Below are 25944 nucleotides of genomic sequence, written 5' to 3'. Positions count from 1 at the left end.
CATTTTTATGAAAATTATTATCGACGGAAAATCCCTCACGCTCGAACAAATCAACTACTTCCTCCACAATAATTGCAAAATCGAATTATCGAAAGAAGCCGTAAAAAGAATTATTCGCGGCAGTAAACTTATTGACGAATGGGTCGATAAAGGCGAAACCATCTACGGAGTTACGACAGGATTCGGAGGATTTTCGAGCGTTCGAATCGACAAGAAAGACATCTCCAAACTACAGGAAAATTTGATCCTCAGCCACACGGCGGGAGTGGGCAAACTTTTGCCTTCTTTCATCGTAAAACTGATGATGCTATTAAGGATTAACGCTCTGGCTTCCGGTCATTCCGGCATTCGACTCCGAACTTTGCAATTGTTAATCGATATGCTGAATAACAACATCCTGCCGTTAATTCCGTCGCAGGGCTCGGTAGGTTCGAGCGGCGATCTGGCTCCTCTGGCTCATATGGTTCTGGCAATGCTCGGCAAAGGCAAAGTGGAAATTAACGATTCGTATTTCGACGAAAGCAATCGCCATAAAAAAATTATGAACGCTAATTCCGCATTGAAGAAATTCGGATTAAAACCGGTTCGGCTGACTGCCAAAGAAGGACTGGCTTTAATCAACGGCACTCAGATGATGACGGCGTATGCCGCTTATATAGCCATTGAAGCAAACAAGCTCGTAAAAGTTGCGGATATTGCCGGGGCGCTTTCGAACGAAGCGTTGAGAGGAACCGATTCGGCTTACGATTTGAGAATTCACAAGCTAAGACCTTACAAAGGACAAATAGATTCTGCGAGCAACTTAAAGAGATTGTTAAAAGGAAGTCAAATACGAGCGTCTCATAAACACAACGACCCGCGCGTTCAGGACGCATATTCATTGAGATGCATACCGCAGGTGCACGGCGCTTCACGCGATGCAATTAACTATATAACCCGCCAGATAGAAACAGAATTAAATTCCGTTACGGATAATCCTTTGATTTTCCCCGACAAAAAAGATTACATAAGCGGAGGAAATTTCCACGGTCAACCGGTAGCCCTTGCAATGGATTTTATGGCAATCGCTTTATCGGAACTGGCGAGCATTTCCGAAAGACGCACCGACAGGATATTAAACGGCTCGTCCGAAAAACTGCCCAAGTTTCTTGCGCATAAAGGCGGTCTCAATTCCGGTTACATGCTTGTTCAATATACAGCCGCGGCATTGGTCTCTGAAAATAAAGTTCTCGCTCATCCGGCAAGCGTCGACTCGATTCCGACTTCTGCTTTTAAGGAAGACCATAATTCGATGGGTTCGATTGCTTCGCGGAAATGTTACGACGTGCTCCAGAATACAATAACCGTTCTGGCCTTAGAATTGCTCGCCGCCTCACAGGCTATCGAACACCATAAACCGCTTAAATGCGGCATCGGCACACAGGCGGCATACGAAATTATCAGAAAATCCATTCCTCCCCTCAAAAACGACAGGCTTTTGAAAGAGGATATCGATAAGGCTATCGGACTTGTTAAAGACGGAATAATTCTTAAAAACGTAGAGAAGAAGGTTAAACTCAATTAATCCGAATTTTCTTTACGGTTTTCTTTGTATATACTTTCTCTGCCGAGTCGCTCTTTCCTGTCGATCCACTTGTCGAGTTTAACCACAAGCAGTCCGAAAACGGCAAGCCCGGCTATTATTAAAATTGCAACAAGCACAAAAACAATTGTATACAGACTCATCAGTCCCTCGAAATCGTAAATTCTTTTTCGACGCTTGCGGATTTTTGCGTGTTGTCGTCCTGAGCATTAATAACAATCTTATAATTTCCCTCGGAGAAAGTCGAATCGATTTGAAACTGAGATTCAATTTGCAAATACTCGATTTCTTCACCGGAAGATTTATCAACAAGCCCTTCGTCGATATATTCCAATTTTTTATTATCCGGCGTAATCAAATCGACGGTATATGAAAGTCGCGCAATATAAACTCCGTTCGATTTTTCCTGATCGAATCCTTTCGCTATGCATGTGGCGTTTATTTCCCATCCGCCGTCTACCAAATATGCGAAGACTTCCGCATTGGTAAGTTCGAAATTCGCAGGCTTGTCGCAGGCAAATATAACGAGCGCAAGCAAAATCAGCAGAGATAGTTTTTTCATAACTCTTCTTATAATTTTAAGCAATCTACTTAATCGCCCGACTAATTTCAACTGCGCCGAGGCTGTCTGAAAATTTATTGATATATTTTCTCTTCAAATAATCAGGACAATATTATTGGAAACCCGTCGCAGATTATTACCCGTATTCGAAGCTCTGTTCGTCACATTCCTTTGGTCTACATCGTACATTATAATCAAGTGGGGCTTGAAAGAAATACCGCCTCTTTTTTACGCGGGATTGAGATATTCCTTGGCATTTATAATTTTTCTTCCGTTTGTAATTAAAAAAAATCAAATAGACGAACTTAAACGACTGACCCGAAAGGATTTCAAAAAACTATTTCTTTTGGGATTTATTTTTTATTTCGCAACTCAGGGAACTCAGTTTATCGGACTTTCCTTGCTGCCTTCGGTTACGGTCAGCTTAATGTTGAACTTTACTCCTCTGGCGGTACTCGCTATGGGGATAATATTTTTGGACGAGAGACCCGGTAAAATCCAGATTGTCGGGATTGTAATATTTCTTGCCGGCACATTAATTTATTTTCTTCCTGTCGATTTAAACAATGCGCAACTTGCAGGTATGGGAGTTATGACATTGGGAGTTGCGGCAAACGCGGCGGCTTCAGTTTTGGGAAGAGAGATAAACCGCGGACATAAATTCACTCCTTTGACAATTACGTTCGTCAGTATGGGAACAGGTTCGTTTCTTCTTCTATTGACGGCAATAATTTTCGAAGGATTTCCTTCCATTGGTTTCGAAGACTGGATTTATATTTTATGGCTGGCAGGAATAAATACCGCGCTGGCTTTTACTCTCTGGAACAAAACGTTACGCGAACTGACGGCGGTCGAATCGAGCGTCATAAACAATACAATGTTGATTCAAATCGCCGTTTTGTCGTTTCTATTTCTGGGCGAAAGTTTGAATGCAAAAGAAATTACAGGATTGATTATTGTGTTCGTAGGAGCCGTTTTGGTTCAAAAGCGAAAAAGAAAATAAAAAGGCCGCTCTCAATACCGAAGGAGCAGCCTTTGTTAACAATTAATTGTTTTTCTTGAAATCTTCCATAAACTGAACAAGTTCTTCAACGCCTTTTTTCGGGAAGGCGTTGTAGATTGAGGCTCTGATACCTCCTACGCTGCGATGGCCTTTTAGACCTTCGAAGCCTTTGCTTTTAGCTTCTTCGATAAATTTCTTTTCGAGTTCTTCGTTCGGAAGCCTGAACGTTACGTTCATCAAAGACCTGTCTTCTTTTACTACCGTTCCTTTATAATAACCGTCGCTCGAATCGATAGCGTCGTATAATATCTGAGCTTTTTCCTTGTTGCGTTTGTACATTTCGTCCAGACCGCCCATATTCAACAACCACTTAAATACCAATCCGGCCATATAAACGCCGAAAGTAGGCGGCGTATTGTAGAGCGAATTGTTTTCGACATGAACGCGGTAATTCAGATAAGTATGCAAATCGTCCGATGATCTTTCCAATAAATCCTTGCGTATAATAACAACTACGACGCCCGAGGGTCCGATATTTTTTTGAGCTCCAGCGTAAATTAACCCGTACTTGTTAATATCGATTTTTTTGTGAAGGATATCGGAAGATGCGTCGCATACAAGCGGAACGCCTCCCGTTTCCGGTTCGGTTTTCCACTGCGTTCCGTAGATTGTATTATTCGAAGTAAAGTGAACATACGAGGCGTCCGGGTCGAGTTTCAATTCGGATTGTTTAGGCAGTCTTGTGAAATTATCGCTTTCGGTTGAGGCGGCTACGTTAACCGTTCCGACTCGCTTGGCTTCTTTCATGGCTTTCTTTGCCCAGGAACCGGTAATAATATAATCGGCTTTGTTTTTCGGGGGCATCAAATTCAAAGGCGCCATCGAAAATTGCAGCGTTGCGCCGCCCTGAAGAAACAAGACCGCGTAGTTATCGTTGATATCGAGTAACTTTCTCAAGTCGGCTTCTGCTTCTTTGATTACCTGATCGAAAATTTTTCCGCGGTGGCTCATTTCCATAATACTCATGCCGGCGCCTTTATAAGAATAGAGTTCTTTCTGAGCTTCGAGCAAAACTTCTTCCGGTAAAACGGCGGGTCCGGCGCTGAAATTATAAATTCTCTTTTCCATACTTCACTCCTTTATATTAATGTCAGTTAGAAATCGCATTAAATTAGGTGAACCAACAAACCGTCTCTTAATTTCGGTTCGAACCAGGTCGATTTCGGAGGCATAATTTCACCCGCATCGGAAATATTTATCAAATCGTCAATCGATACCGGATACAAGGAAAATGCGACCTCGGCTTTGCCGGAATCGACTAGTCGAACAAGTTCTTCCGTTCCCCTGATGCCTCCGATAAAATCGATATTTGTGTCGGTGCGAGGATCTTCTATGCCCAAAACGGGATGCAATAAATAATTTTGCAGTATGCTTACATCGAGATTATCCCCGACAGTATTGCCCGGTTTTACATTTGCATTCGGTTTCAGGCTGTACCATTTCCCCGACAAGTACATGCAATAATTTCTCTTAGCCTGAGGCGCGGGGTTATCGGTTTCTTCCACTTCAAAATTTATTTTTACTTTTTCCAGGAATTCGCTCTCCGGCATATTCAATTTATGAACCGCTCTGTTGTACGGCATTATCTTAAGCTGCTCTGCGGGAAAGAGAACTGCAAGGAAAAAGTTGTAATCTTCATTGCCCGTGTGCGCTGGATTATTCTCCATCATGGTTTTACGGGCTCTGGCGGCGCTCGCGGCTCTGTGATGTCCGTCTGCTATATAAAGCGAATCAACCTTTTTCATCGCTTCGACAATAATATCGACCTTGTTATCGGGCGCTATCCAAACCGTATGCCGAACGCCGTCCGCCGCTTTGAAGTCGTAAACGGGTTTTTCATTTTGTATTATTTGATTAACAGCGTCATTTATAACGTCGACGCCTTTATACGTCAGAAAAACGGGACCCGTTTGCGCTCTCGTCGTGACAATATGATTCGTGCGGTCGTCCTCTTTTACTTTTCTCGTCTTTTCATGTTTTTTAATAATATCTTGTTCATACTCATCAACCGAAAAAGTGGCAGCCAGTCCGATCTGAGAATTTCCTTCTCTTATCAATCGGTACAAATAAATATGCGGTCGTTCGTCCTGCGCAAGCGGCGCTTCGTTTTTAAGGCGCTCCAGATTTTCTTTTGCTTTGGCGTAAACTTCGCTAGAATAAACGTCGATATCGGAAGGCATTTCGATTTCGGCACGCGTTACTCTCAAAAAACTCAGCGGATTTCCTTTGGCGAGTTCCGCGGCTTCTTCCCTGTTTACTACGTCATAGGGAACGCTTGCAACCAGATGGGCGACTTTTTCGTGCGGTCTTAGCGATTTGAACGGACGTATGAGAGCCATAACTTCCCCTTTTTTATAAATCGAAAAAATTCGTAAAAGAAAAATAGCATATAAAAGTATTATTGTAAAACTTGTCGCAAGCTAAATTTATTATTCATTACCAAGAGAAGAGCCTAATTTTTTAAGAAGCTTCCCCAGTTTTTTCTGTTCTTCCTGAGTCAAAACGGACATCAGCCGGGTTATATGAAAGGCATGCTGAATAAATATCTCCTCGAAAGTTTTTCTCCCTTTGGGACTCAGATCTACAAGCACCGCTCTGCGGTCTTGCGGGTCATGTCGTCTTTCAATAAATCCGAGTTTCTCAGCGTTGTCCAGAACAACGGTCATATTGCCGCCGGTGGCAAGAATTTTTTTACAAATATCGCCGACCTTCAATGGGCCCAGGTGTCCGAGCGCTTCAATAACCGCAAATTGAGCTTGAGTCAACCCGTACTTTTTGATGTCTTCATTTGTCAGACGGCTGAATATAGAGTAGGCTCTGGCAAGTTTAATCCAGGTATTCAGCGCAAGTTCTGTTTTTTTGTCGTATTTTTTGTGATTTTTCATTCGATTTTCGCCGTTTATTTCGATAATATACAAAACTTAAAATAATTTATACGGTTTTTATTTTCTTTTATGCCAAATTTTATTAACATTAAAGAGACATTATTTGATTAAAGACTGCGCGAAAGGAAAAACGGGTGGAAACACAAGTAAAATATTTCACGGTAGCGGAAGCCAACAGGACGCTGCCGCTCGTTAAGAGAATAGTAAGAGACATAATCAACACCGCATACGAAATACGGTCGAAGTCGGATTTGCTTGGCGGTCATTATCATGGCAATCCGGATATTCTAAAAATGAGTTCGCAGATAAACGAATACATAAAGGAACTCGAAGAGATTGGCTGCTTATACAAGGACTGGAATTTTCAGATCGGGCTGGTAGATTTTCCCGCTCTTATAAACGATAAAGAAGTTTATCTCTGCTGGCGAAGCGACGAAAAGGAGATTAAGTTTTATCACGAATTAACAAACGGGTATTCGGACAGAAAACCGATACCGCCCGAATACCTCTGATCAGACTATTTCTTTTCTTCTTCAATTCTATAAGAATGCGTAATTTCCACCGATTTTTGTAACATCGCAGTTACGCTGCAATAGGTTTTCTGGGACAATTCGATTGCCCTTTCCACGGCTTCCTTCGGTATATCTTTTCCGTAGAATACATATTCGAGATGAATTTTAGTAAATACCTGCGGGTGAGTTTCCTGAACCTCGGCTTTAATATTCATTTCGAAAGAGTCGAACTTTACTTTTTTCTTTTTCAATATTACCGCCACATCGCTTCCCGTACATCCGCCGAGCGCAATTAAAATAAGTTCCTTGGGACGAACTGCCGCGTCGCTTCCTCCGAATTGCTCGGGTCCGTCCATCGTTACCCAATGATTCGAATCCGTCTTACCTAAAAACGTTACCCCATCGATATGTTTAACTATTGCTGTTTTGGTTGCCATTGATTCCTCTTATTTTGTTCAATTATTTTCTATAAGGTAAGATGAACAATAATCAATTCGGTTTCACTTTCGGAAAAGATATAATATCAAAGAAATAATTATGCTGATAATTATTGAAGTAGCCAGCGGGAAATAAATTGTATAATTTTTTCCTTTGACAGTAATATCGCCGGGCAATTTTCCGATATAAGGGATTTTACCGAAGAAGATTAACAAAAGTCCGACGACGAGCAAAACGATTCCGCCGACAACAAGAATTTTTCCGAGAGTCTGAAATTCATTCATCTTATCTTCCCCTCGTTAATTTTTACTTAGTCAAATTTAGCGTCAACCGTTTTCACCTGCAAGGCGAGCTATCTGCAACAGATAGAACTTCAGTTTATCCTGATCTTTCGGAGAGAGCGCTTGCTCTTCAATCTTAATAATTCTTTCGACTTCTTTCAATGCGCGAATAATATTAATCGGAACTTCAACCATCTCCTGAGAGATAGCGGAAAGATATTCGACTGCAGCCGAAAGGAATTGCTGCATGTTGTCGTCAAAAGAAGATTTGGCGAATTGTGGCGCGGCTTTCAATTTTTTCGGGGAAAAGAGATACTCTTTATAAGAAGAACTCGACGATATTGAATAGAGAGCAATTGCAAGTTCGACAAAGCTTGCCACTCGTTGATAGACCGGTTCTTCGAGTAAATCCCATATTTTCCTGCGCCACATTCGGATTTCTTCGGGGATTTTCATTAAGCACTTTATTTCCTCAAGCCATTTCTCGTCGACATCCCCTTTAATGTCTTTTAATATCTCTTCGACGTCGGTATTAAACAAATTCTTTTGCAAAAGCACCGCGACATCAGGTCTTAGAGTGGGCAACAAGTCCGGAATAAAATTATCGCCTTCAAAGAATTCCGCCACTTCCAGTCCGTGTCTTCTCAAGAGTTCTTTCTGGAAATAGCTCAAATAATTGTGCATCGAGTCGATATCTTCGCGAAGCGCAATCAATGCTGAGTTGCCCGCCGGAAAAGCTTTTTCCATTTTACTCAAATATTTCAAATCGACGTCGTGATAGATTCTGAGCGTTTGAAGCATTTCATAAACCGGAAGTTTGGGCAAAATACGTTCCGATATCAAATAGATCGGTTCGCCTTCGGTAAATTCTCGCTGCGAAAAATTGTTGAGGGCGCGGAACAATCCCGTTGTCAACTGGTTAATGCCCAGTATGACGCTCTGAGACTGATTGTGCGATATAGCCCGCAGAAGACTTCCGTATTTCGAAAACGGTATTGTGCCTGCAATTTTCTCAAGAATTTTTTGACCGGCGCCTTCGCCGACTCCCTGCCCCGGCCGCACGGTGGGACGATCGCGTAAAGGCGGCGTTGTTCTCCCGATAAAATATGATATCAGATGAATTCCCACCACGTCTTCGTCTCTGCCGTATAAAATCTGACGGAAATTCTCACGGTGCAGATTCAGGAATTCGTTGAATATTTCGTCTTTCTTGCCGACGGTAAGTCGCTCAAGCTCCTGCAAACCTCTCGTTTTGAATTGAAGCCTTGTTTCCGACAAAGGTTCGCCCGCTCTTTGGATCTCTTTTTCGTTGAATTTTTGAGCTTCCATAACATGGAATAGCAGCTGCGCTCTTTGAGCGGTTGTAATATGTCTCAGCTTTTCGGAGATATTGCTCTGGAAAGTCCGCAGGTCGCCGCCTGCAAAGACTCCCAACAACGGCGTGGTTGCATATTGAGTGCTCTTACGCGTCGATTCTGCCAGGTATTTATTAAAACGGTTTTGGGACAGATACGAATCGACAAACAATTCTTTTCCTGCAACTTCCGAATAATACCCGCCCTGACGCTGCATCGGCTCGCCGCTGCCCATTTTCATTCGGACCCGCCCTATCAAATTATGAGACGCCAGCCAAGTGGTCAATTCGTATTTCGACTCCCTGTAAAGATTCATACCCATCGCCTGTCCCACCTGCTGACTCAAATCAGAACCCGCGACAAAAATTTCCGTAATAATTTCATTGAAACGATCGGCTGTATCCTGATTCATTCTTCTGCTCTGGAAAGAATATTCCCAAATTCTGTCGAGATAATTCTTTATGTTTCTTACAGAATCGAGGTCTTCGAAGAGCGGCACCAGCCATACGCCGGGCAAGTCGAGATTGTGGTTTTCCCTTAAAATTTCTTCGCGTTTCGATCTCATTTTACGGTCGAGCGATATCAACGCCTCCGGTTTCGTGGTCATGCTCACCTGAAGAGCCAATACCATTCCCGGGTTTCCGTACTTAGCCGCAATTTCATTAATTTCATTTATATTATGCACTGTTGTATCGATGGCAAATTGATCCTGAGCCGTAATCAGTTTTTGATGAATACGCGGAGTAACGACGAATCTTCTCAACAGGTCTCTGTACATCAGAGTTTCAAGGAGCAGTCGCTTGTCCGAAAGATTATTCATTATTTCCGGAATATTTGAGCGCAACGTCTTACGCAGTCTTTTATTTAGATCGAAGTAATATTCGAGCGTGTTTCTTCTTTTAATTCTCAGGTCGAGCATTTTCCTTTCGAGGCGGTCGTTATGATGCCACAAAAGCGTGAGCGGGTCCTGAGCAATATGAAGTTTCATTCCGAGTTTTCTCAATTTACCCGGCTGCAAATTGAACGGCAGAGTGCCGCGGTATCTCTTTTCGAGCTGATGAGTTAGTTGAGTAATCTGGTTCAACAGCGCCGTAAACCGCTTGTTTCGTTGAGGAAGTTTTTCCAATTCCCGAATAAGATATTCGTCGAGTCTAAGCGACTGATTGTTCTTTAGCAGCATTTCCAATATTCTCGCCTGACGGACTATATTTTCGATTAAAACAAAAGCCACCAGACTGTGTCCCTGTCCGGAAGGTCGATTGCTGCCGTCCCAGTCGCCCCAGAAAGACAGGAAGGTTTCGTATTTGCGGTCGGAATAGAGTCCGATAAAATTTTCCGCCGAAATCATTGCATTTAAATCGAGTATCAACTCCTGAGGCTCTTCGCTCGAGACAATTGCCACGTTTAATCCCAGATATTCTCTTGCAAGCTCTTCTTTCAACTTTTCCAGTTCGCTTTCCTGAATCCGGATTCCCCTCAGTAAATTTTCGATAATCCTTTCGGCAATTAAATCCGTTTTAATAGAATACATTTGCGTCGGATGGACTGTTCTGTCGAACATTCTTGCGCGGAAAGCTCTCTTTCGTCTTTCGAGCGAATCTTTATAAAATTCTCTTTCCAGAATAGATTCGAATTTATTCTGATTGTCCGAAAGAATAAATCCCGCAAACTCGTTGACGTACGACTGAAGTTCTTCGAATCTGTTTCTGTAAACGGATAATTTGTAAGGAATAAATTCGTTGAGGAATTTCTTTTTATTAAACGAAAAATCCGCTCCGCCGTTTATTTTATTCAGATGACCCGTAAAGATATGTTCGATATTGTCGAGGATGCGTTTCTCCAGCGCTTTCCAGTCGTCCGAAAAATCTGCGAGTACGAACTTTTTCTTCAGATTAAGCTTCTTCACTTCGAATTCGCGCTTATTATAATTTGCGGATTCTTCGGCGATCATTCTGTTCAGATCGATTAAAACACGACGAGTTTTACGCGCAAGGATGTCGGCGCCGTCAGAACCGCCGAGCGTTAGCCTGAATGATTTCCTGCCAGTCTCGAAACCTTTTTCCGTTCTCGCAAATGTCGAAAGCGGAACAAGTCCGATTCCCTGTCTTGCAAGTCCCGAAGCGAGCCAGTCGAGCGATAATCCTGCCGGCAAATTTTCGATTATCATCTGAGGATACATACTTCCTGCCGGCGGTTTTATTTTTATGTTAAATCTGTTTCTATCCGCAGGGAGGTCTTCGGCGGCTTCGGCTATTGAATTGCTCCTTTCGTAAAATATCCTGTTACGGAATTTATGATACGCTTTGACGTCTTCCACTTTATTACGGTAGAGCAGATAAGAAATAAAAATAGCCGAAACGTTATCGCGAAATGTATCGATTATATTTTTGAATTTATCCCGTAATTCGGGGAGTCGAATTTCGGCAACCGACAGTCGGGCGCCCGCGAATGAATCGGTTTTCGACATCGAATGAATCGTAACGACAAACTTTTCTTTTTCGGCCGTTATATAACCTTCTTCAACAAGTTCATTGCACAATTGACGCAGAGTGTCTACTTTTTCCAATTCCGGAGAAGGTTTCACATTCTGGTACGAAAGGTCGTCGACCACCGTAATTTCTTTTTCGAGCAGCCACTTGAGCAGTTCTTTCAAATCATTTCTGTCGAATATTTGTCCTGTGGCGTTATGAGGATTGTTTAACACAACCGCGCCGTATTTCTTCCAGCCGGAATCATTCGAAATTTTGTTTCGAACTGCGTTTATTATTGCGTCAATATCGATCTGGAAATTATCTTTTAATGGAACCGTTACTACTTCGGGAAAACAATGTTCGTAAGTCCAGCTGAGGTCGGGAATAATAACTTCCCGAATTCCGCAATGGAATCCGAGTATGCTTAGGGCTGTTCTCGAAGAACCGCTGACTACCAGGCAGTGCTCCGGTTTATATTCCGGATGATGATTGATAAATGCGCTCAGGTACGACGCTTTGAGGTCTTTTTTCCAATCCGGGTTGTTAAAATTTTCCGTCATTTCGTCGAACAGTTCGATCGCGTTGTACGAAGCAAATCTGTCGTAACTGATTTTCGAGGAAAATCTTTCCCTCACATCTAAATGGGAGTTGAATTTTTGTATAATTCCGTTAATCTTTTTTTCTATTTCACTGCCTCTCGATTCGGCGATACTACCGATAATTTTTTCGGCAGTAGCGGCGATGTCGGAAAGCGGTTCGAATCCGAATTTAATCGATTCCCCTTCGATATCGGCTTCGATATCGAGGTCTATCGACTCATCGTCTTCCTTGATTCCGTTCTTCAGTAAATAATTCAACAATGTTATTTCAGTCGAAGACGGCGTTCCTTTCAGTTTGAAGTGCACGTTTTCGAGAACTTTAATAAACTCATGATTGCCGGCGATAAAAACGAGCGAAAAACCTTTTAACTTTTTCGAAAACGCCGAAGGAGTGATAAAACGAAGAACGCGGTTCATCATTTTGGCTTCGCGAGCCAGCGACAGGTGATTTGGAGCGTTATTTATTTCTACAAAAAAAAGAGGATGCTCTAAACTCAGATTCCTTAAACGTCTTCTTGTTTCTTCGTTTGTAATGCTGCCCAGAATAAGAAACTTTGGAAGGTTATCGTTATTCAAGAGCCGGGTCAATTGAGGCAGAAGGGCGTCTTCCGTATTTCCCAGATTGTGAAAACGAACGCCTTCAAAGTTTTTAAGATGCGCAGGAATTTCGTAATCGTACAAAAGAACATCGGCAGGCAGATTGACTAAGAACTCCGAAATCGAATGGAGAAAAACGCGCAGAGTTTCGGCTATTCCGTTCGAGGCAATGATTATTTCTCTTTTGCCCGATTTTGCGCCCGTATCGTATGAAAGCGGGTCCTGCTGTTTATGCGAAAGCCAGTCATTAAAAAAATCGATTATAAATTCCGGCTTCGATTTAACATAGCCGCCTCGCGGCGAATACGGAGCCGCTCTTTTAATAAGCTCCCCAATCAGTTTTACTTTCCGGATGTCATTTTCCGAACAGTTTAATTCGCGGCAAAATTCTTCGGGATTTTCAATCGAAAATTTCTCGTCTAGCAGTCCGACGTTCATAGCCAGGCGCATATAAAGAGAGTGAAGCCGGTCGTCCTGCACCGGATTTCCGATATGGAAATTAACTCTCTCCTGAACCGGCACGGAAGAAGCGGCGGTCGATTCGCTTATTTCCGAGACTTTCGCCGCTTTTATCGGTTTCAGTTCAAAAAGCAACAGCGGATCTTTTGAATTCATTCTGATAGCTATTCGGTTTTTCCTTCACTGTTTTTCTTTCTGCTTCCCGTTAGATTATGGAGAAGATTCTGAAAAAGTCCCGCTAATTCCGAGCTCTGAGGCAAATCGGCGGACGACAAAGATACAACCGTACGCGCATTTTTAAGCGTTTGACTTGCTTCCGCAAGGCGAGCGGCTTGAGGAGTAAGGAGCAACAGTTCGGGATTATTCTTGAGCAATTCCAATTCTTTCGATTCGAATTCGAGCTGCATCTGTTTTCTTTTAAGTTCTTCTTTAACTCGTTTTTCGGCTATTTCGGCTTCTTTTTCGATTTCCTTGTTTTTCAGTTCGAATTTTTTCATTTCGAGCTGATTTTCCATCAAAGCAATCTCTTCTTCGGCTTTGAATTTTGCTTTGGCCGCCGCAATGCGAGCTTTCTGATTAAGCTCTTCGGTTTGTTCCAGAATGCGGGCAGATTCCTGTTGTTTAATGGCGTCCGCGATTTTGGAATCGAGAATTTCAATTAACTGTATCGAAATCGAAACAATTTCCAACCCGAATTTATCTTTGCTAATTTCGGTCTTTTGATTCAGATATTCGTAAATTTTTTCGCCGTTCAATTCCTCGATTTCAAACTTTTCGGTGAATTCCCTCACCAAACTTTCAATCAGAATTTCGAGTTCTTTCGTGGCTTTCTCGACGGCTTTAGTGTTCCATCCTCCGGCTTTAATCAATTTATGAATATTCTCGAGCGAAAGCGCTACGCTCAGCGTCATTTTAATTTTTATATCGAGATTTCCTTTGGCAGTCGAATCGATATTTAATTGAACCGAATGGATCGTTCTGGGAAGCACCAGGCTCAAATGACGCGGATAGAACCTTCCCTTTCGGAGTATGATTTTTCCGTCCGACTCGTACAACACCAACTGGTCGGGTTTCCGCAATCTGTATTCATAAATCAGAAACAGGATTATCAATACGACTATTATAGCTATTGCTGACCACATGTTTTTAACTCCCGATAATTCTGAAAAACTTAAGCTGTTTTTTTATTTTGTTATTATCCTTATCCGATTTTTAACCGGCGTACACATAACTCAAATAATGGATCCGCAAGAAGGTAAACAGACATAAAATCGCTGTTTAATGTAATATTTTTTTTGTAATTATGTAAGTTCCCGGACAAAAAAATTTTTGCATTATTGGCTTTTAAACTCAAAAAGTAAGCTTAAATGCTTTTATTGTAGTCTATTACGAAATATTTTTTACAATTGACAAAATAATTTATACTTTGCGACACAATAAAAAAAACAGATGCAGAAAATGGAAGAAAGCGATTTCCCGAATTTATTTGACGACGATATTTCCTCTGAGAGTCCGACGCCGACAAAAAGATTAGAACGTTCGTCATCGGACTATTTGATTACCGGCTTGTGCGGCGGGCTGGGTAAGTATTTTAATATCGATCCCTCAAAAATTCGAGTCGCCTTCATGTTCTCGGTTCTGCTGGGCGGATGGGTTATCCTTTTATATTTCATAGCGTCCGTTATGCTCCCTCTGGAAAGAGGAACCTCTCCAATAATATCAGGCAAAAAAAACAACCTGGTTTTTCTAAGCGGCATACTGATGACTTCCGGTCTATATCTGTTTTTAAGCGACTTCAATTTGACTCACAGAACTTATTTCCTGCTCGACAATCGCTCTACTTTAATGGGCGGGGTTTTGATGATTACCGGAATATATGTTGTCCTCAAAAACAGACGCATACAACCCGCCGTCGAAGAAAATCCGGTAAAATTATACAGGTCGCAAAGGAACAAGATTATAACGGGATTATGCGGCGGTTTGTCAGAATACATTTCCTTGGAAGTCGCCGTTATAAGAACCGTCTTTTTAATCGGCGTTTTGTTGACCGCGGGTTTATCTCTGATCCCTTATCTGCTCCTGTCGTTCTTCGTCGAAAAAGAAAAGGAAGCAAACGATTATGAAAGTTAATTTCAGAACATTGACCGGAACGTTGTTGTTTATTGCGGGAGCCCTGCAGGTTGCCGACGTCTATACGAGTATTAATTTTTACGATCCGGCAATCATAATTGTTATTGCGTTATACGGAATATCAGTTAACTATCTTTCACTCAAAACGAACAACCGCAGAACGATGCTTTTTGCCGTCTTCGTATTTCTTTTTGCAATTCTGACGTTTTCTTTGAAATATTACGACATTCGTTTGAACGCGGAAGTAATAATTTTTTCGGGAATGTTTTCGATGTCATCGATTCTGTTGGTTCTCTATATCGACAATCCGAAAGAAAGAATATTCTTCTACGGATTCATAATCGGAGCCGTTTCAACCGTCGGAGCCTATTTTCTTTTACAATTCGCATATGTAAATAACCTCGCTGTAAAAGGAGTCGGTTATGCGATAAAAATTTTGCCCGCCGTATTAATCGCCGGTGGCATAGGTTTGTTTTTAAAGAGGGAGCGTTTCGATTAGCGTCTGCGGTTTTCCTTCGGAAACGGCGCCGACATATATTCATTTACCGACGGCGTTGGCGATCCGGTATTCGATTCTATAGTAATTTTAAGCGACTCGATGTTTTCTTTTGGAATAATCGGGAATGAAGTTATATGAATAAATTCGTTTCCCGAGGGTTGATATACACCCATCGAATACGAAATTCCCCTGCTGACGAGCCACAATTGATACCCCTGGTTTGCAAGCAGAGGCTTCACGTTTCTGAATTGAATGAGTCCTTCTTTGGCGTCGAAAGAGAGCAGCACTTTCGCCGATGCGTTTTCGCCCGGCAAATTCGATTTTAAATTGACGATTGTAACGTCGCCGTAATTGAAAAATTCGATCAACGCTATATAATTATTTACGAAATTATTTGTGCGAGCCAATTCGCTCCTGTATACGTTTATATCCTGCTCTATATCAGAAATTTTCTGATTCAATTCTTCGATCGAAGAAAACGAATAATAGCCGACGAGGGAAAAGAGTACGAGCGACAATACTATCGCAAACCATCCGACGACGCTGCCGGATTTACCGTAAGGGCGCGGAGAAGTTTTAACTTGAGTTTGTTGACTTGTAAAATATCTGCTCGGTTCTTCCGGTATAACCGAACGGTCTATTGTGCCGGCGGTTTTACCCGCTGGAGTTTTTGCGGGCTCTTCCGTTTTTTCTTTAGTCTGAGTCTTTTTAAGATTGGTAAGCTGAAAACTTGCCTGCGTTCCGGCTTTGGTTGCGCGAGTTGAAAAATTTTCGACAGTGGCTTTCTTTTCTTCCCTGATACGAGTTTTAATTTCGTCTTTCATACCGATAAGCCGCCGCGCCACTTCGTCTTTCAGCGACGGGTCCGGTTTTTCAATATCGAGTATAATGGGAATTAAAGAGACAATATTTTGCATTTCCTGCAGTTCGCCTTCGGGCAATTCGCCGCCTGCCTCGATATAATCCTTGAACTGGACAAAATTATCCCTGTCCATACAACCGACCGCAAAGGCGGCAATCATTTCGTGAACCGCATTCTTTGCCATTTTATTCCTTAGCCAGATTATCTCTGAAATTATGGAGAGACGTCATAACCTTATTCCGTACCGTCTCGACTGGCACATTCAATTTATTTGCAATTTCGTCTACTGTATAACCTTCGTAATATGCGAGATGCAAAACGTATTTTTGAGTGTCTGTCAATTCCGACAGAGCTTCTTCAACTTTAGGTTTCAAACTTCGCGCGGTTTCCAGGTCCAGACTGTCCATTCCCGGCAGAAATGTGGGAAGTATGAAATAATCTTCGTATTCGTCGTCGTAAATTTGAGATATCGATTCGGATTTCCTGCTGCGCCGAAGGTAATCGACGGCTTTATTGCGGGTCAACGTTACAAGCCAGGCATAAACATTACCATTGGTAAAATCGAACTTATTGCTCTTTTTCCATATAATCGAAAATACTTCAACAAGGAGTTCTCTGGCAGATTCTTCATCCGGCGCAATTTTTTTTACAATAGTATATAACAGAGGGGAATACCTGTCGTACAACTCCTCCAGCGCGCGGGATTCGAATTTTGCAATCTCCCGCATTAATTCTATATCGGTATGATTCTTGAATTTATTCAACTTAACCCGCTTTGATTGCCTCTTCAAAACTATGATATGCGATTCAAATTTACAACTTATTTTATTATAAATAAAATGCGAACATCGAAGTTTATCGAGATAAACCATAACATCTATCTATTTACAAGTACACACGCAATGTTTTTATTATATTTACACCTAAAAAAACGGAATATTATGACATCGAATCAGATAAGACAACAGTTTCTCGATTTCTTTGCCGAAAGAGGGCATAAAATAGTGCCGAGCGCGCCTGTTATTCCGCACGGCGACCCGACGCTCCTTTTTACAAACGCAGGGATGAATCAGTTTAAAGATGTTTTTCTCGGTACTGGAAGCAGAGAATACAAAAGAGCCGCCGACACTCAAAAATGCATACGCGTTTCCGGCAAACACAACGACCTCGAGGAAGTGGGACGCGATACGTATCACCATACGTTTTTCGAAATGCTCGGCAACTGGTCTTTCGGCGACTATTATAAAAAGGAAGCGATTGCCTGGGCGTGGGAATTATTAACGGAAGTCTGGAAACTCCCCAAAGAGCGATTGTGGGCTACAGTATACCGTACTGACGACGAAGCTTTTCAATACTGGAAATCCGAAACGGATATTAATCCCAACCACATCTTGAAATTCGACGAAAAAGATAATTTTTGGGAAATGGGAGAAACCGGTCCGTGCGGTCCGTGCTCGGAAATCCATATTAATTTAAGCGACGATTACGACAATCCAAAACTGGTTAACGCCGGAAGCCCGCTCTGCATCGAAATCTGGAATCTCGTTTTCATTCAGTATCACAGGGACGAAACCGGAAAATTGAATGAATTGCCCGCTAAACACGTCGACACCGGTATGGGCTTCGAACGTATTACAGCGGTGCTACAGGGTAAAAAGTCGAACTACGATACGGATATTTTCACTCCTATCATTTCCGCAATTGAAAATTTAAGCGGACATAAATACGACTACGCATTGCCGGCTGAAGACAAATCCGAACAGGGAGTCGTCAACATTGCCATGCGCGTTATTGCCGACCACATTCGCACGCTTACTTTTGCGATTGCAGACGGAGCCATACCGGGCAACGACGGACGCGGTTACGTATTGAGAAGAATTTTGAGAAGAGCCTCCAGATACGGCAGAAAACTTAATTTGAAAGAGCCGTTTCTTTTCAAGATAGTCGATACTGTCGTTAAAAATTTTTCGCACGTTTTTCCCGAAATAAAAGAGAACCAAAACAATATCGAAAGAATAATTAAAGCCGAAGAAGAAAGTTTCAATGTAACGCTCGACCGCGGACTCGAACTCTTCGATTCCCTTATCGAAAAGCTCCGGAGCGAAAAAAAGACCGTTATACCCGGCAGCGAAGTCTTTAAGCTATATGATACTTTCGGATTCCCGGTCGACCTGACAAACGTTATGGCGCGCGAACAAGGTTTTACAATCGACGAGGACGGATTCAATAAGCTTATGGCGGAACAAAAGGCGCGCGCCAGAAAATCCGCGCGCGATAAATCGACCGCGACAAGCCTGAAAAACGATTCGATCGAAGATTTTACGTTTGTCGAAAAAGCTCCTACTCAATTCACCGGATACGACGAGCTGAAGTCGGAGGCTAAGATTATCGGATTAAAAGAAGACGGCGACAATATCCTCCTCGTTCTCGACAAATCGCCCTTCTACGTTGAAGCCGGAGGACAGGTCAGCGATACCGGTTTTATCATTATTGACGGGATCAAATTACCTGTGGTTAATGTGGCTAAACTCGACAATATGATTGTACACGTTGTAAATAAATCGGACGAGTTCAAGTTAGAACCGGGAATGAATGCAACCGTTCAGGTAGACGAAAAACGAAGATGGGACATAATGCGCAATCATTCCGCCACTCATTTCCTGCACAAAGCTTTGCGCGAAATCCTCGGAACTCATGTTCAACAATCCGGCTCGTATGTCGGTCCCGACAGGCTCCGTTTCGATTTCAGTCATTTCGAAAAACCGAGCCGTCAGCAACTCGAACAAATCGAATCGCTCATTAATGAAAAGCTGAGAGAAAATTTACCGCTGATTCATCACAGGGACATCCCGTTCGAACAGGCTAAAGAGATGGGCGCTTTAATGTTTTTCGGCGACAAGTACGGAGAAAAAGTCAACGTGGTTCAATTCGGCGATTATACGATGGAATTCTGCGGCGGAACGCATGTAAAGAACAGTTCGCAAATCGGACTATTCAAAATTATCAGCGAATCGTCGATTGCCAGCGGAGTCAGAAGAATCGAAGCCGTAACGGGAGCCGGAGTCGAAAAATTCATTAAAGAACAGGAACTCAAAATAGCTCGTCAGGAAGAACTCTACAATAATCTTCTGGAAGAGAAAAAGAAACTCGAAAAAGAATTATCCGATTTAAAGCTGAAAGAAAAACTTTCCGCTCTGGATAACATATTGGCTAATCCCGTGGATATTAACGGCGTTAAGCTTTTCAAAGGCAGAGTAGCCGTTGACACTATGGACCACTTGAAATCGATGGGCGACGAACTCCGGTCGAAAATGAAGAGCGGCGTAGGATTGTTAATTTCCGATATCGAGGGTAAAGTTGGAATTGTATGCGTAGTATCGGACGACCTGATCAAAGAGAAAAAACTTTCCGCAGGAAATTTGGTCGGGAAAGTTGCCAAAGTTGTCGGCGGCGGGGGCGGCGGAAGACCTCATCTTGCAACGGCAGGCGGAAAGGACGTCGGTCGTATCGACGAAGCTTTAAATGCAGTCGACAACATCTTAAAGGAAATGCTTTAAACGCGCGCCAAACTTTTTTAAATGCCGGCGTTTTATCGATTTAAAGCGCCGGTTTTATTTTATCCAGACAGTTTTAATATTTACGAATTCCTTCATTCCGTAATGCGACAGTTCCCTGCCGTAACCCGACTTTTTAATTCCTCCGAAAGGAAGCCGGGGATCGCTTTTGACCATCCCGTTTATAAAGACCGAGCCGGAATCGATTTTACGAGCCAATAACTTTGCCTTTTCAATATCTTTTGTCCAAATTGCGGCGCCCAGCCCGAACGAAGTGTCGTTTGCAATTCTAATCGCTTCCTCTACGGTTCTTATTTTTATGACCGAAGCTACAGGTCCGAAAATCTCTTCTTCGTAAGCGGGCATTCCTTTTTTTACTCCTTCAAGAATTGTCGGCTCCATAAAGAAACCTTCTCTGTTCAGTCGCTTGCCGCCCGTTATAATTGCCGCTCCCATCTCGATCGATTTCTTAACTTGCATTTCAAGCTCCGCAAGCAAGTCTTCTCTCGCTATCGGACCCAAATCGCAATTATTTTCCATCGGATTACCGACTTTTAAGCCCTTCATGTTCTTGATAAAGAGCTCCATAAATTCGTCGTAAATTTCTTCGGCGACTATAAATCTTTTTGCGGCGATGCAACTTTGACCGTTATTAATTATTCTGGCTTTTACTCCCACCGAAGCGGCTTCGGCAACATCGGCGTCTCTTAATACGATGAAAGGATCGCTGCCGCCGAGTTCAAGAACAGTCTTTTTTAACTTGCTTCCGCATTCCGAAGCGACCATGCTTCCTGCGAATTCGCTGCCCGTAAAAGTGGCGGCTTTAATCAAATCATTATGGATTATATTCTTTACCGCAGAAGAAGCGACTAGCAAGGTTCGGAAAAGATTTTCGGGAAAGCCAGCTTTAACAAAAACCTCTTCGATAGCCAAAGCGCACATCGACACATTCGACGCATGTTTTAAAACAGCTCCGTTGCCCGCCGTCAATGCCGGCGCGGCGAACCGGAAAACCTGCCAGAACGGGAAATTCCACGGCATAACGGCAAGGATTACTCCGAGCGGTTCGAAAGACACATAGCTCTCGGTTGCATCCGTTTCGATTATTTCGTCCGCCAGAAAATTTGCGGCGTTTTCCGCGTAGTAATCGCAGACCCACGCGCACTTCTCTACTTCGGCTACCGATTGAACTATCGGTTTGCCCATTTCATTTGTAATTGTCTCCGCGTACTTTTCCTTTTCTTTCAACAATTGGCTGCCGGCTTTTTTCATTAATTCACACCGATGTTCCGGATCGTATTCTTTCCATCGACGGAATGCCGCATCGGCGGACGATATTATTTCTTCGACTTCTTTCTTGCTCATTTCCGAAAATTCTTTAATTAATTTTCCGGTAGCTGGATTAACCGATTTGAGCGGCATGACTTACCTCCGGTAAAATATTTTTCGTTTTTGCGTCAAAAATTTCGTATGTTCGAAAAGAAATTACATATAATATCGAAAACAAAAAATAATTTTGTTCTTTTATGAAAAAGAAAAATCCCAAGACTTTTGTACTCGACACAAACGTTATCCTGCACGATCCTACCTGCATCAATCATTTTGAGGAAAACGACATAATAATTCCGCTTGTTGTCATTGAAGAGCTCGACCATTTTAAGCGCGGCAATCAGGTAATTAACTTAAACGCCAGAGAATTCGCGCGCACGCTCGATTCGATTACTGGCAACGATATTTTCAACGGCGGCATTTCGCTCGGGAAAGGCAAGGGTAAGATACGAATCGTAATCACAAAAGGTCTTGCAAAAGAAATACAGGAAGTATTCAGGGAAGACAACGTAGACCATCGAGTATTGAGCGCGGCTTACGAAGCCAAACAAAAATTCGACGGGAAACGCAAAGTAATTCTCGTAACCAAAGATGTAAATCTGAGAATGAAAGCCAAAGCGCTCGGTATTCCCGCCGAAGATTACACGACCGACCGGATTCCGAACGTAGAAGAACTCTACAGCGGCAAAGAAACCATAGATAACTTCGACGACGGCATCCTTCAAAAACTTTATCAGCCGCCTTATGAAGTGCCCGCCGGAAAAATCATAAAAAAATATAAAATTGACGCCGCGCCGAATAAATACTTCATATTGAGAAATACGACCCGTTCGATTTTGGCATACCTCGATTCCGGTATGGAAGCTTTTCATCGAATCGAAAAAGAAACAGTCTACGGGATAAAGCCGCGGAACGCCGAACAAACTTTTGCGGTCAATGCGCTTATCAATAAAGATATTCCGCTCGTTACATTGACGGGTAAAGCGGGCACCGGAAAAACTTTACTGGCTCTGGCAAGCGCCCTGCAGGCAAGAAGGGATTACAGACAAATTTACGTGGCCCGTCCGGTCGTTCCTTTGAGCAATAAAGATATCGGTTTTTTGCCGGGCGACGTCGAAAGCAAACTGGCTCCTTATATGCAGCCGCTCTGGGACAATCTTAAAGTAGTTCAGGATCAATTCAGCGAGACAGACAAAAATTATCAGGCGATCAACAATATGCTCAAAGAAGAGAAATTGGTTATAGAACCTTTGAGTTATATACGCGGACGAAGTTTACAACGCATCTATTTCATCGTAGACGAAGCGCAAAACCTTACTCCTCATGAAATCAAAACCATTATTACCCGAGCGGGCGAAGGGGCAAAGATTGTTCTGACCGGCGATATCTATCAGATCGACCACCCTTACCTCGACGCGCAGTCGAACGGACTTTCTTATTTGATAGAACATTTTAAAGGTCAGAAATTATACGCGCACATAAATCTTGAAAAAGGAGAACGCTCTTTACTCGCCGAATTGGCAAGCAATCTGCTCTAAGAAAAATTTACGGAGGACAAATGAAAAGAATAATCTTTCTGTTTATTCTGGCGTCGGCTATTTTAAACGCTCAGGATAAGCTTTTACGTTTCCCGTCATTAAACGACGACGGTTCATTAATCGCATTTTCTTATCAGGGCGATATCTGGACGGCGCCGTCTGCCGGCGGTCAGGCAATACGTTTAACCGTTCACGAAGGTTACGAAAGCCATCCGGTTTTCAGCCCCGACGGCAAATTTATATCTTTTTCCGGCGAACGTTACGGCAACGACGATATTTTTATTATCCCATCGACAGGCGGCGAACCGGAACGATTGACATATCATTCGGCTAACGATAATATTTCATCTTTTACCAAAGACGGGAAAATTTTATTCAACACATACCGAGAATTCCGAAAAATCGAACGCCCTCCGGAAATTTATATCATATCGAAAGACGGCGGAACGGAGAAAAGAATTTTAGGCGCTCAAGGTTACGAACCTTCATTGTCCCCGAACGGCAAACTGCTCGCTTTTGTTCGGGCAGATATTAATCCGGTCGAACGTCTCGAATACAGAGGTCCGTCTAATCGCGAAATCTGGATTTACAACTTCGATAACGATAAGTATACCAAACTTAAACTCTTCGAAACAAACGACATACAACCCAGATGGAAAGACGACAACACCCTTTATTTTCTAAGCTCCGAATCGGGACAATATAACATTTACAAAATCACGCTCGACGAAAACGGCAGTCAATCGTCACAGCCGGAGAAGATAACGAATTTCAAAGATCATTCAATAAGGCATTTTAATATTTCGGGCGACGGTAATTTCATTGTCTTCGAGCAAAATAAATCGATATACCTGCTCGATACAAAAACAAACGACTTCCGGGAAGTCGATATTGAAATTGCCGCCGATTACAGATACGACCCCGTCGTGTTCAAAACTTTTTCGAAAGACGCAACCGAATACGCCGTATCGCCTAACGGCAAATTAATGGCTTATGTTGTAAGAGGAGAAATCTTTCTGAAAGAGAATAACAAAGAAGACAGCAAATCGGTCAACCTTTCGAATTCTCCTTTTAACGACAAAGGACTCGCCTGGCTCAGCGACACTGCGTTGATATTTACATCCGACCGCGAAGATAATAACTTCGAATTGTATTTAATCAAGTCGTCCGACCCGAATGAATCCGATTTATTCAAAACGCTCAAACGCAAAATAATACGTTTGACAAACACAAAAGAAGACGAAGCCGAACCGGTGATTTCCAACAAACAAAATAAGATCGCCTACATTCTTGAAGGCGAAAAGAAAAAGTTGATTACGGCTTCAATTGACGGCGACGGAAAACTGAACGACCGAATTACATTGCATGACGGGTGGGCTAAGCCTCACGGCGTCTGTTGGAGTCCCGACGATAATTGGCTGGCTTACTCGATGGACGATTTGTATTTCAATGAAGAAGTTTTTATTCAAGCCGCGGATAATTCCTCGCCTGCGGTAAATGTAAGTATGCATCCTCGCTCCGACTTTAGCCCGCATTGGAGCAAAGACGGCTCTATACTGGCGTTTATTTCCGAACGCCACAACAGAGACGACGACGTTTGGTTTGTATGGCTGAAAAAATCGGATTGGGAAAAAACGCAAGAGGATTGGGAAGAAGAGGAAGACTCGAGCAAAAACAAAAAGAGCAATTCAGACATTAAAATAGATTTTGAAAACATACACGAACGGCTTGTGCACGTAACCGACTTTCCGGGCGATGAAGACGACGTTGTTATTTCAGCCGACGGCAAAACATTTTATTACACAGCAGAAAACACGTCTTCTAAAGGACGGGATATTTATTCAATCAAATGGAACGGAAAGGATATCAAAGAACTGACCAATTCAGGAATTAACCCGTATGCGCTTAAACTTGATAACAACTATAAGTATCTGTACTACGGCAAGAAAGACGGAACTCTGGGTCGTATAGAACTCAAATCATCTAAAAACGAAAGCCTTCCGTTCAAATCGGAAATGTTTATCGATTACCCGGGTGAAAAAGAACAAATTTTTGAAGAAGCATGGCGGGCTTTGAGAGATAATTTCTACGATCCCGACTTTCACGGGAAAAATTGGCGCGCTCTAAAAAATAAATACAAAGACCTTTGCCTTGCCGCTTCTACCAATTACGATTTCAGGGATATGTTTAATTTGATGCTGGGAGAATTAAATTCAAGTCACATGGGATTTCGCAATCGAGATATCGCCGAGACTCAGGAAGACGAAACCGGTTTGCTCGGAGCCGAATTATTCCCGGTCGAAGACGGCATGCTTGTCAAACACGTTATAGCAGGCTCGCCCGCCGATAAGAACGAAAGCAAACTTTACGAAGGCGATATTATTACCGCCGTCAACGGAATTAAAGTCGACGCAAAAACTAACTTTTACAAATACTTCAATAAAACCGCAGACGAAAAGGTACTGCTGACCGTAAAAGATAATGCGGACAAAACCAGAGAAATAATTATCCGTCCCGTCAAATCTTTAAGGGATTTGCTTTATAAAGAATGGGTCGACAGCAGAAAGAAATTGACCGAACGGTATTCGAACGGGCGGTTGGGTTACATACACATTCAGGGGATGAACATTCCGAGTCTGGAAGTTTTCGAAAGAGAGCTTACTGCGGCGGGATACGGAAAGGAAGGCTTGGTAATCGACGTACGTTACAACGGAGGCGGATTTACAACCGACTTGTTAATGACAATTCTCAATTATAAACAGCACGCTTATACAATCCCGCGCGGCGCGGCAAAACATCTGGAAAAAGAAAAGAAAAAATTCCGAGATTACTACCCGATTGGCGAACGCCTTGTATTTGCTGCCTGGCTGAAGCCTTCTGTCGCTTTGTGCAACGAAGGCAGTTATTCGAATGCGGAAATATTTTCACATGCGTATAAAAATCTTGGAATCGGAACTCTAGTCGGCTATCCCACTAACGGCTCGGTAATATCGACCGGCGCAAGAACATTAATAGACGGGTCTTATGTAAGGCTCCCATTCCGCGGTTGGTTTGTAAAGGCAACCGATAAGAATCAGGAACTGGGTCCCGCAATCCCTGATATTATAGTCGAGAATCCCCCCGACTGGCTTGAAAAAGGCGACGATCCTCAACTCAAAAAAGCGGTCGAGGTTTTACTCGATCAAATCGACGACAAAAAGAACTGATATGTATTCAGAGTAAGCCCTT

General features: G+C 42.7%; 20 protein-coding genes. 8 read left to right on the top strand and 12 right to left on the bottom strand.

The features are described 5' to 3' along the window. The first annotated feature begins 7 nt into the window (after positions 1-7). Positions 8-1564, top strand: a complete 1557-nt coding sequence (gene hutH / locus ACOYVE_RS02750) for a histidine ammonia-lyase (RefSeq protein ID WP_422880704.1) — start codon at positions 8-10, stop codon at positions 1562-1564. Here hutH and ACOYVE_RS02745 read toward each other — a convergent pair. After that, complete coding sequence (locus tag ACOYVE_RS02745; protein WP_014855396.1) at positions 1561-1725, bottom strand: hypothetical protein; 165 nt, start codon at positions 1723-1725, stop codon at positions 1561-1563. The genes hutH and ACOYVE_RS02745 overlap by 4 nt on opposite strands. Continuing rightward, positions 1725-2144 (bottom strand): hypothetical protein, encoded by a 420-nt coding sequence (locus ACOYVE_RS02740; protein WP_041355814.1) that lies wholly within the window; start codon positions 2142-2144, stop codon positions 1725-1727. Before ACOYVE_RS02740 ends, ACOYVE_RS02745 begins: the two co-directional genes overlap by 1 nt. 115 nt (positions 2145-2259) lie before the next feature. Here ACOYVE_RS02740 and ACOYVE_RS02735 point away from each other — a divergent pair, with 115 nt between their 5' ends. After that, positions 2260-3147 carry a DMT family transporter gene (locus ACOYVE_RS02735; protein WP_014855398.1) on the top strand — a complete coding sequence of 296 codons (888 nt, stop codon included), beginning with the start codon at positions 2260-2262 and terminating at the stop codon, positions 3145-3147. A gap of 42 nt (positions 3148-3189) precedes the next feature. Here ACOYVE_RS02735 and serC read toward each other — a convergent pair whose 3' ends face one another. The 3 genes from serC to ACOYVE_RS02720 all read right to left on the bottom strand — a co-directional run bounded on the left by serC (position 3190) and on the right by ACOYVE_RS02720 (position 6092). Next, a complete protein-coding gene (gene serC, locus ACOYVE_RS02730) occupies positions 3190-4275 on the bottom strand; it encodes a 3-phosphoserine/phosphohydroxythreonine transaminase (RefSeq protein WP_422880703.1) in 1086 nt (361 codons plus the stop codon). Between the two features lie 38 nt (positions 4276-4313). Then, on the bottom strand, positions 4314-5546 hold the full coding sequence (locus tag ACOYVE_RS02725) for a DUF1015 domain-containing protein (RefSeq protein ID WP_422880702.1): 1233 nt from the start codon (positions 5544-5546) through the stop codon (positions 4314-4316). A 90-nt stretch (positions 5547-5636) separates the two neighbouring features. Further along, positions 5637-6092, bottom strand: a complete 456-nt coding sequence (locus tag ACOYVE_RS02720; RefSeq protein ID WP_157867295.1) for a MarR family winged helix-turn-helix transcriptional regulator — start codon at positions 6090-6092, stop codon at positions 5637-5639. A gap of 134 nt (positions 6093-6226) precedes the next feature. Between ACOYVE_RS02720 and ACOYVE_RS02715 the strand changes: the two genes are divergently transcribed. Beyond that, positions 6227-6604 (top strand): DUF2203 domain-containing protein, encoded by a 378-nt coding sequence (locus ACOYVE_RS02715; protein WP_014855402.1) that lies wholly within the window; start codon positions 6227-6229, stop codon positions 6602-6604. Between the two features lie 5 nt (positions 6605-6609). Here the strand turns inward: ACOYVE_RS02715 and ACOYVE_RS02710 are convergent, their stop codons facing one another. The 4 genes from ACOYVE_RS02710 to ACOYVE_RS02695 all read right to left on the bottom strand — a co-directional run bounded on the left by ACOYVE_RS02710 (position 6610) and on the right by ACOYVE_RS02695 (position 13946). Further along, positions 6610-7041, bottom strand: a complete 432-nt coding sequence (locus ACOYVE_RS02710; RefSeq protein ID WP_422880701.1) for an OsmC family protein — start codon at positions 7039-7041, stop codon at positions 6610-6612. 63 nt (positions 7042-7104) lie between these two features. Next, positions 7105-7326, bottom strand: a complete 222-nt coding sequence (locus tag ACOYVE_RS02705) for a DUF2905 domain-containing protein (protein ID WP_014855404.1) — start codon at positions 7324-7326, stop codon at positions 7105-7107. A 42-nt stretch (positions 7327-7368) separates the two neighbouring features. Next, complete coding sequence (locus tag ACOYVE_RS02700; protein ID WP_422880700.1) at positions 7369-12960, bottom strand: aminotransferase class I/II-fold pyridoxal phosphate-dependent enzyme; 5592 nt, start codon at positions 12958-12960, stop codon at positions 7369-7371. Between the two features lie 8 nt (positions 12961-12968). After that, positions 12969-13946: a hypothetical protein gene (locus tag ACOYVE_RS02695; RefSeq protein WP_422880699.1), complete on the bottom strand. Its 978-nt coding sequence runs from the start codon at positions 13944-13946 to the stop codon at positions 12969-12971. 316 nt (positions 13947-14262) lie between these two features. Between ACOYVE_RS02695 and ACOYVE_RS02690 the strand changes: the two genes are divergently transcribed. Together ACOYVE_RS02690 and ACOYVE_RS02685 are read left to right on the top strand one after the other, a co-directional pair. Next, a complete protein-coding gene (locus ACOYVE_RS02690; RefSeq protein WP_422880698.1) occupies positions 14263-14934 on the top strand; it encodes a PspC domain-containing protein in 672 nt (223 codons plus the stop codon). Then, positions 14924-15433, top strand: a complete 510-nt coding sequence (locus ACOYVE_RS02685; RefSeq protein ID WP_422880697.1) for a hypothetical protein — start codon at positions 14924-14926, stop codon at positions 15431-15433. Before ACOYVE_RS02690 ends, ACOYVE_RS02685 begins: the two co-directional genes overlap by 11 nt. On the opposite strand, the gene ACOYVE_RS02680 is transcribed toward ACOYVE_RS02685, so the two are convergent. After that, positions 15430-16479: an anti-sigma factor gene (locus ACOYVE_RS02680; RefSeq protein ID WP_422880696.1), complete on the bottom strand. Its 1050-nt coding sequence runs from the start codon at positions 16477-16479 to the stop codon at positions 15430-15432. The two genes, ACOYVE_RS02685 and ACOYVE_RS02680, sit on opposite strands and share 4 nt — an antisense overlap. Position 16480: 1 nt before the next feature. Further along, entirely contained in the window at positions 16481-17059 is a 579-nt protein-coding gene (locus tag ACOYVE_RS02675; RefSeq protein ID WP_422880695.1) for an RNA polymerase sigma factor, read from the bottom strand. A gap of 177 nt (positions 17060-17236) precedes the next feature. Here ACOYVE_RS02675 and alaS point away from each other — a divergent pair, with 177 nt between their 5' ends. Continuing rightward, on the top strand, positions 17237-19852 hold the full coding sequence (alaS, locus tag ACOYVE_RS02670) for an alanine--tRNA ligase (RefSeq protein WP_422880694.1): 2616 nt from the start codon (positions 17237-17239) through the stop codon (positions 19850-19852). A gap of 54 nt (positions 19853-19906) precedes the next feature. Here the strand turns inward: alaS and ACOYVE_RS02665 are convergent, their stop codons facing one another. Then, entirely contained in the window at positions 19907-21271 is a 1365-nt protein-coding gene (locus tag ACOYVE_RS02665; protein WP_422880693.1) for an NAD-dependent succinate-semialdehyde dehydrogenase, read from the bottom strand. Positions 21272-21375: 104 nt separating this feature from the next. Here ACOYVE_RS02665 and ACOYVE_RS02660 point away from each other — a divergent pair, with 104 nt between their 5' ends. Both ACOYVE_RS02660 and ACOYVE_RS02655 read left to right on the top strand, forming a co-directional pair. Beyond that, positions 21376-22716, top strand: coding sequence for a PhoH family protein (locus tag ACOYVE_RS02660; protein WP_422880692.1), 1341 nt, complete (start codon positions 21376-21378; stop codon positions 22714-22716). A gap of 20 nt (positions 22717-22736) precedes the next feature. Beyond that, a complete protein-coding gene (locus ACOYVE_RS02655; RefSeq protein WP_422880691.1) occupies positions 22737-25922 on the top strand; it encodes a S41 family peptidase in 3186 nt (1061 codons plus the stop codon). The last annotated feature ends 22 nt before the right edge of the window (positions 25923-25944 follow it).

This window comes from Melioribacter sp., from assembly GCF_049325435.1.
Lineage (GTDB): Bacteria > Bacteroidota > Ignavibacteria > Ignavibacteriales > Melioribacteraceae > Melioribacter > Melioribacter roseus.
This window is presented reverse-complemented; position numbering and strand designations above follow the sequence as displayed.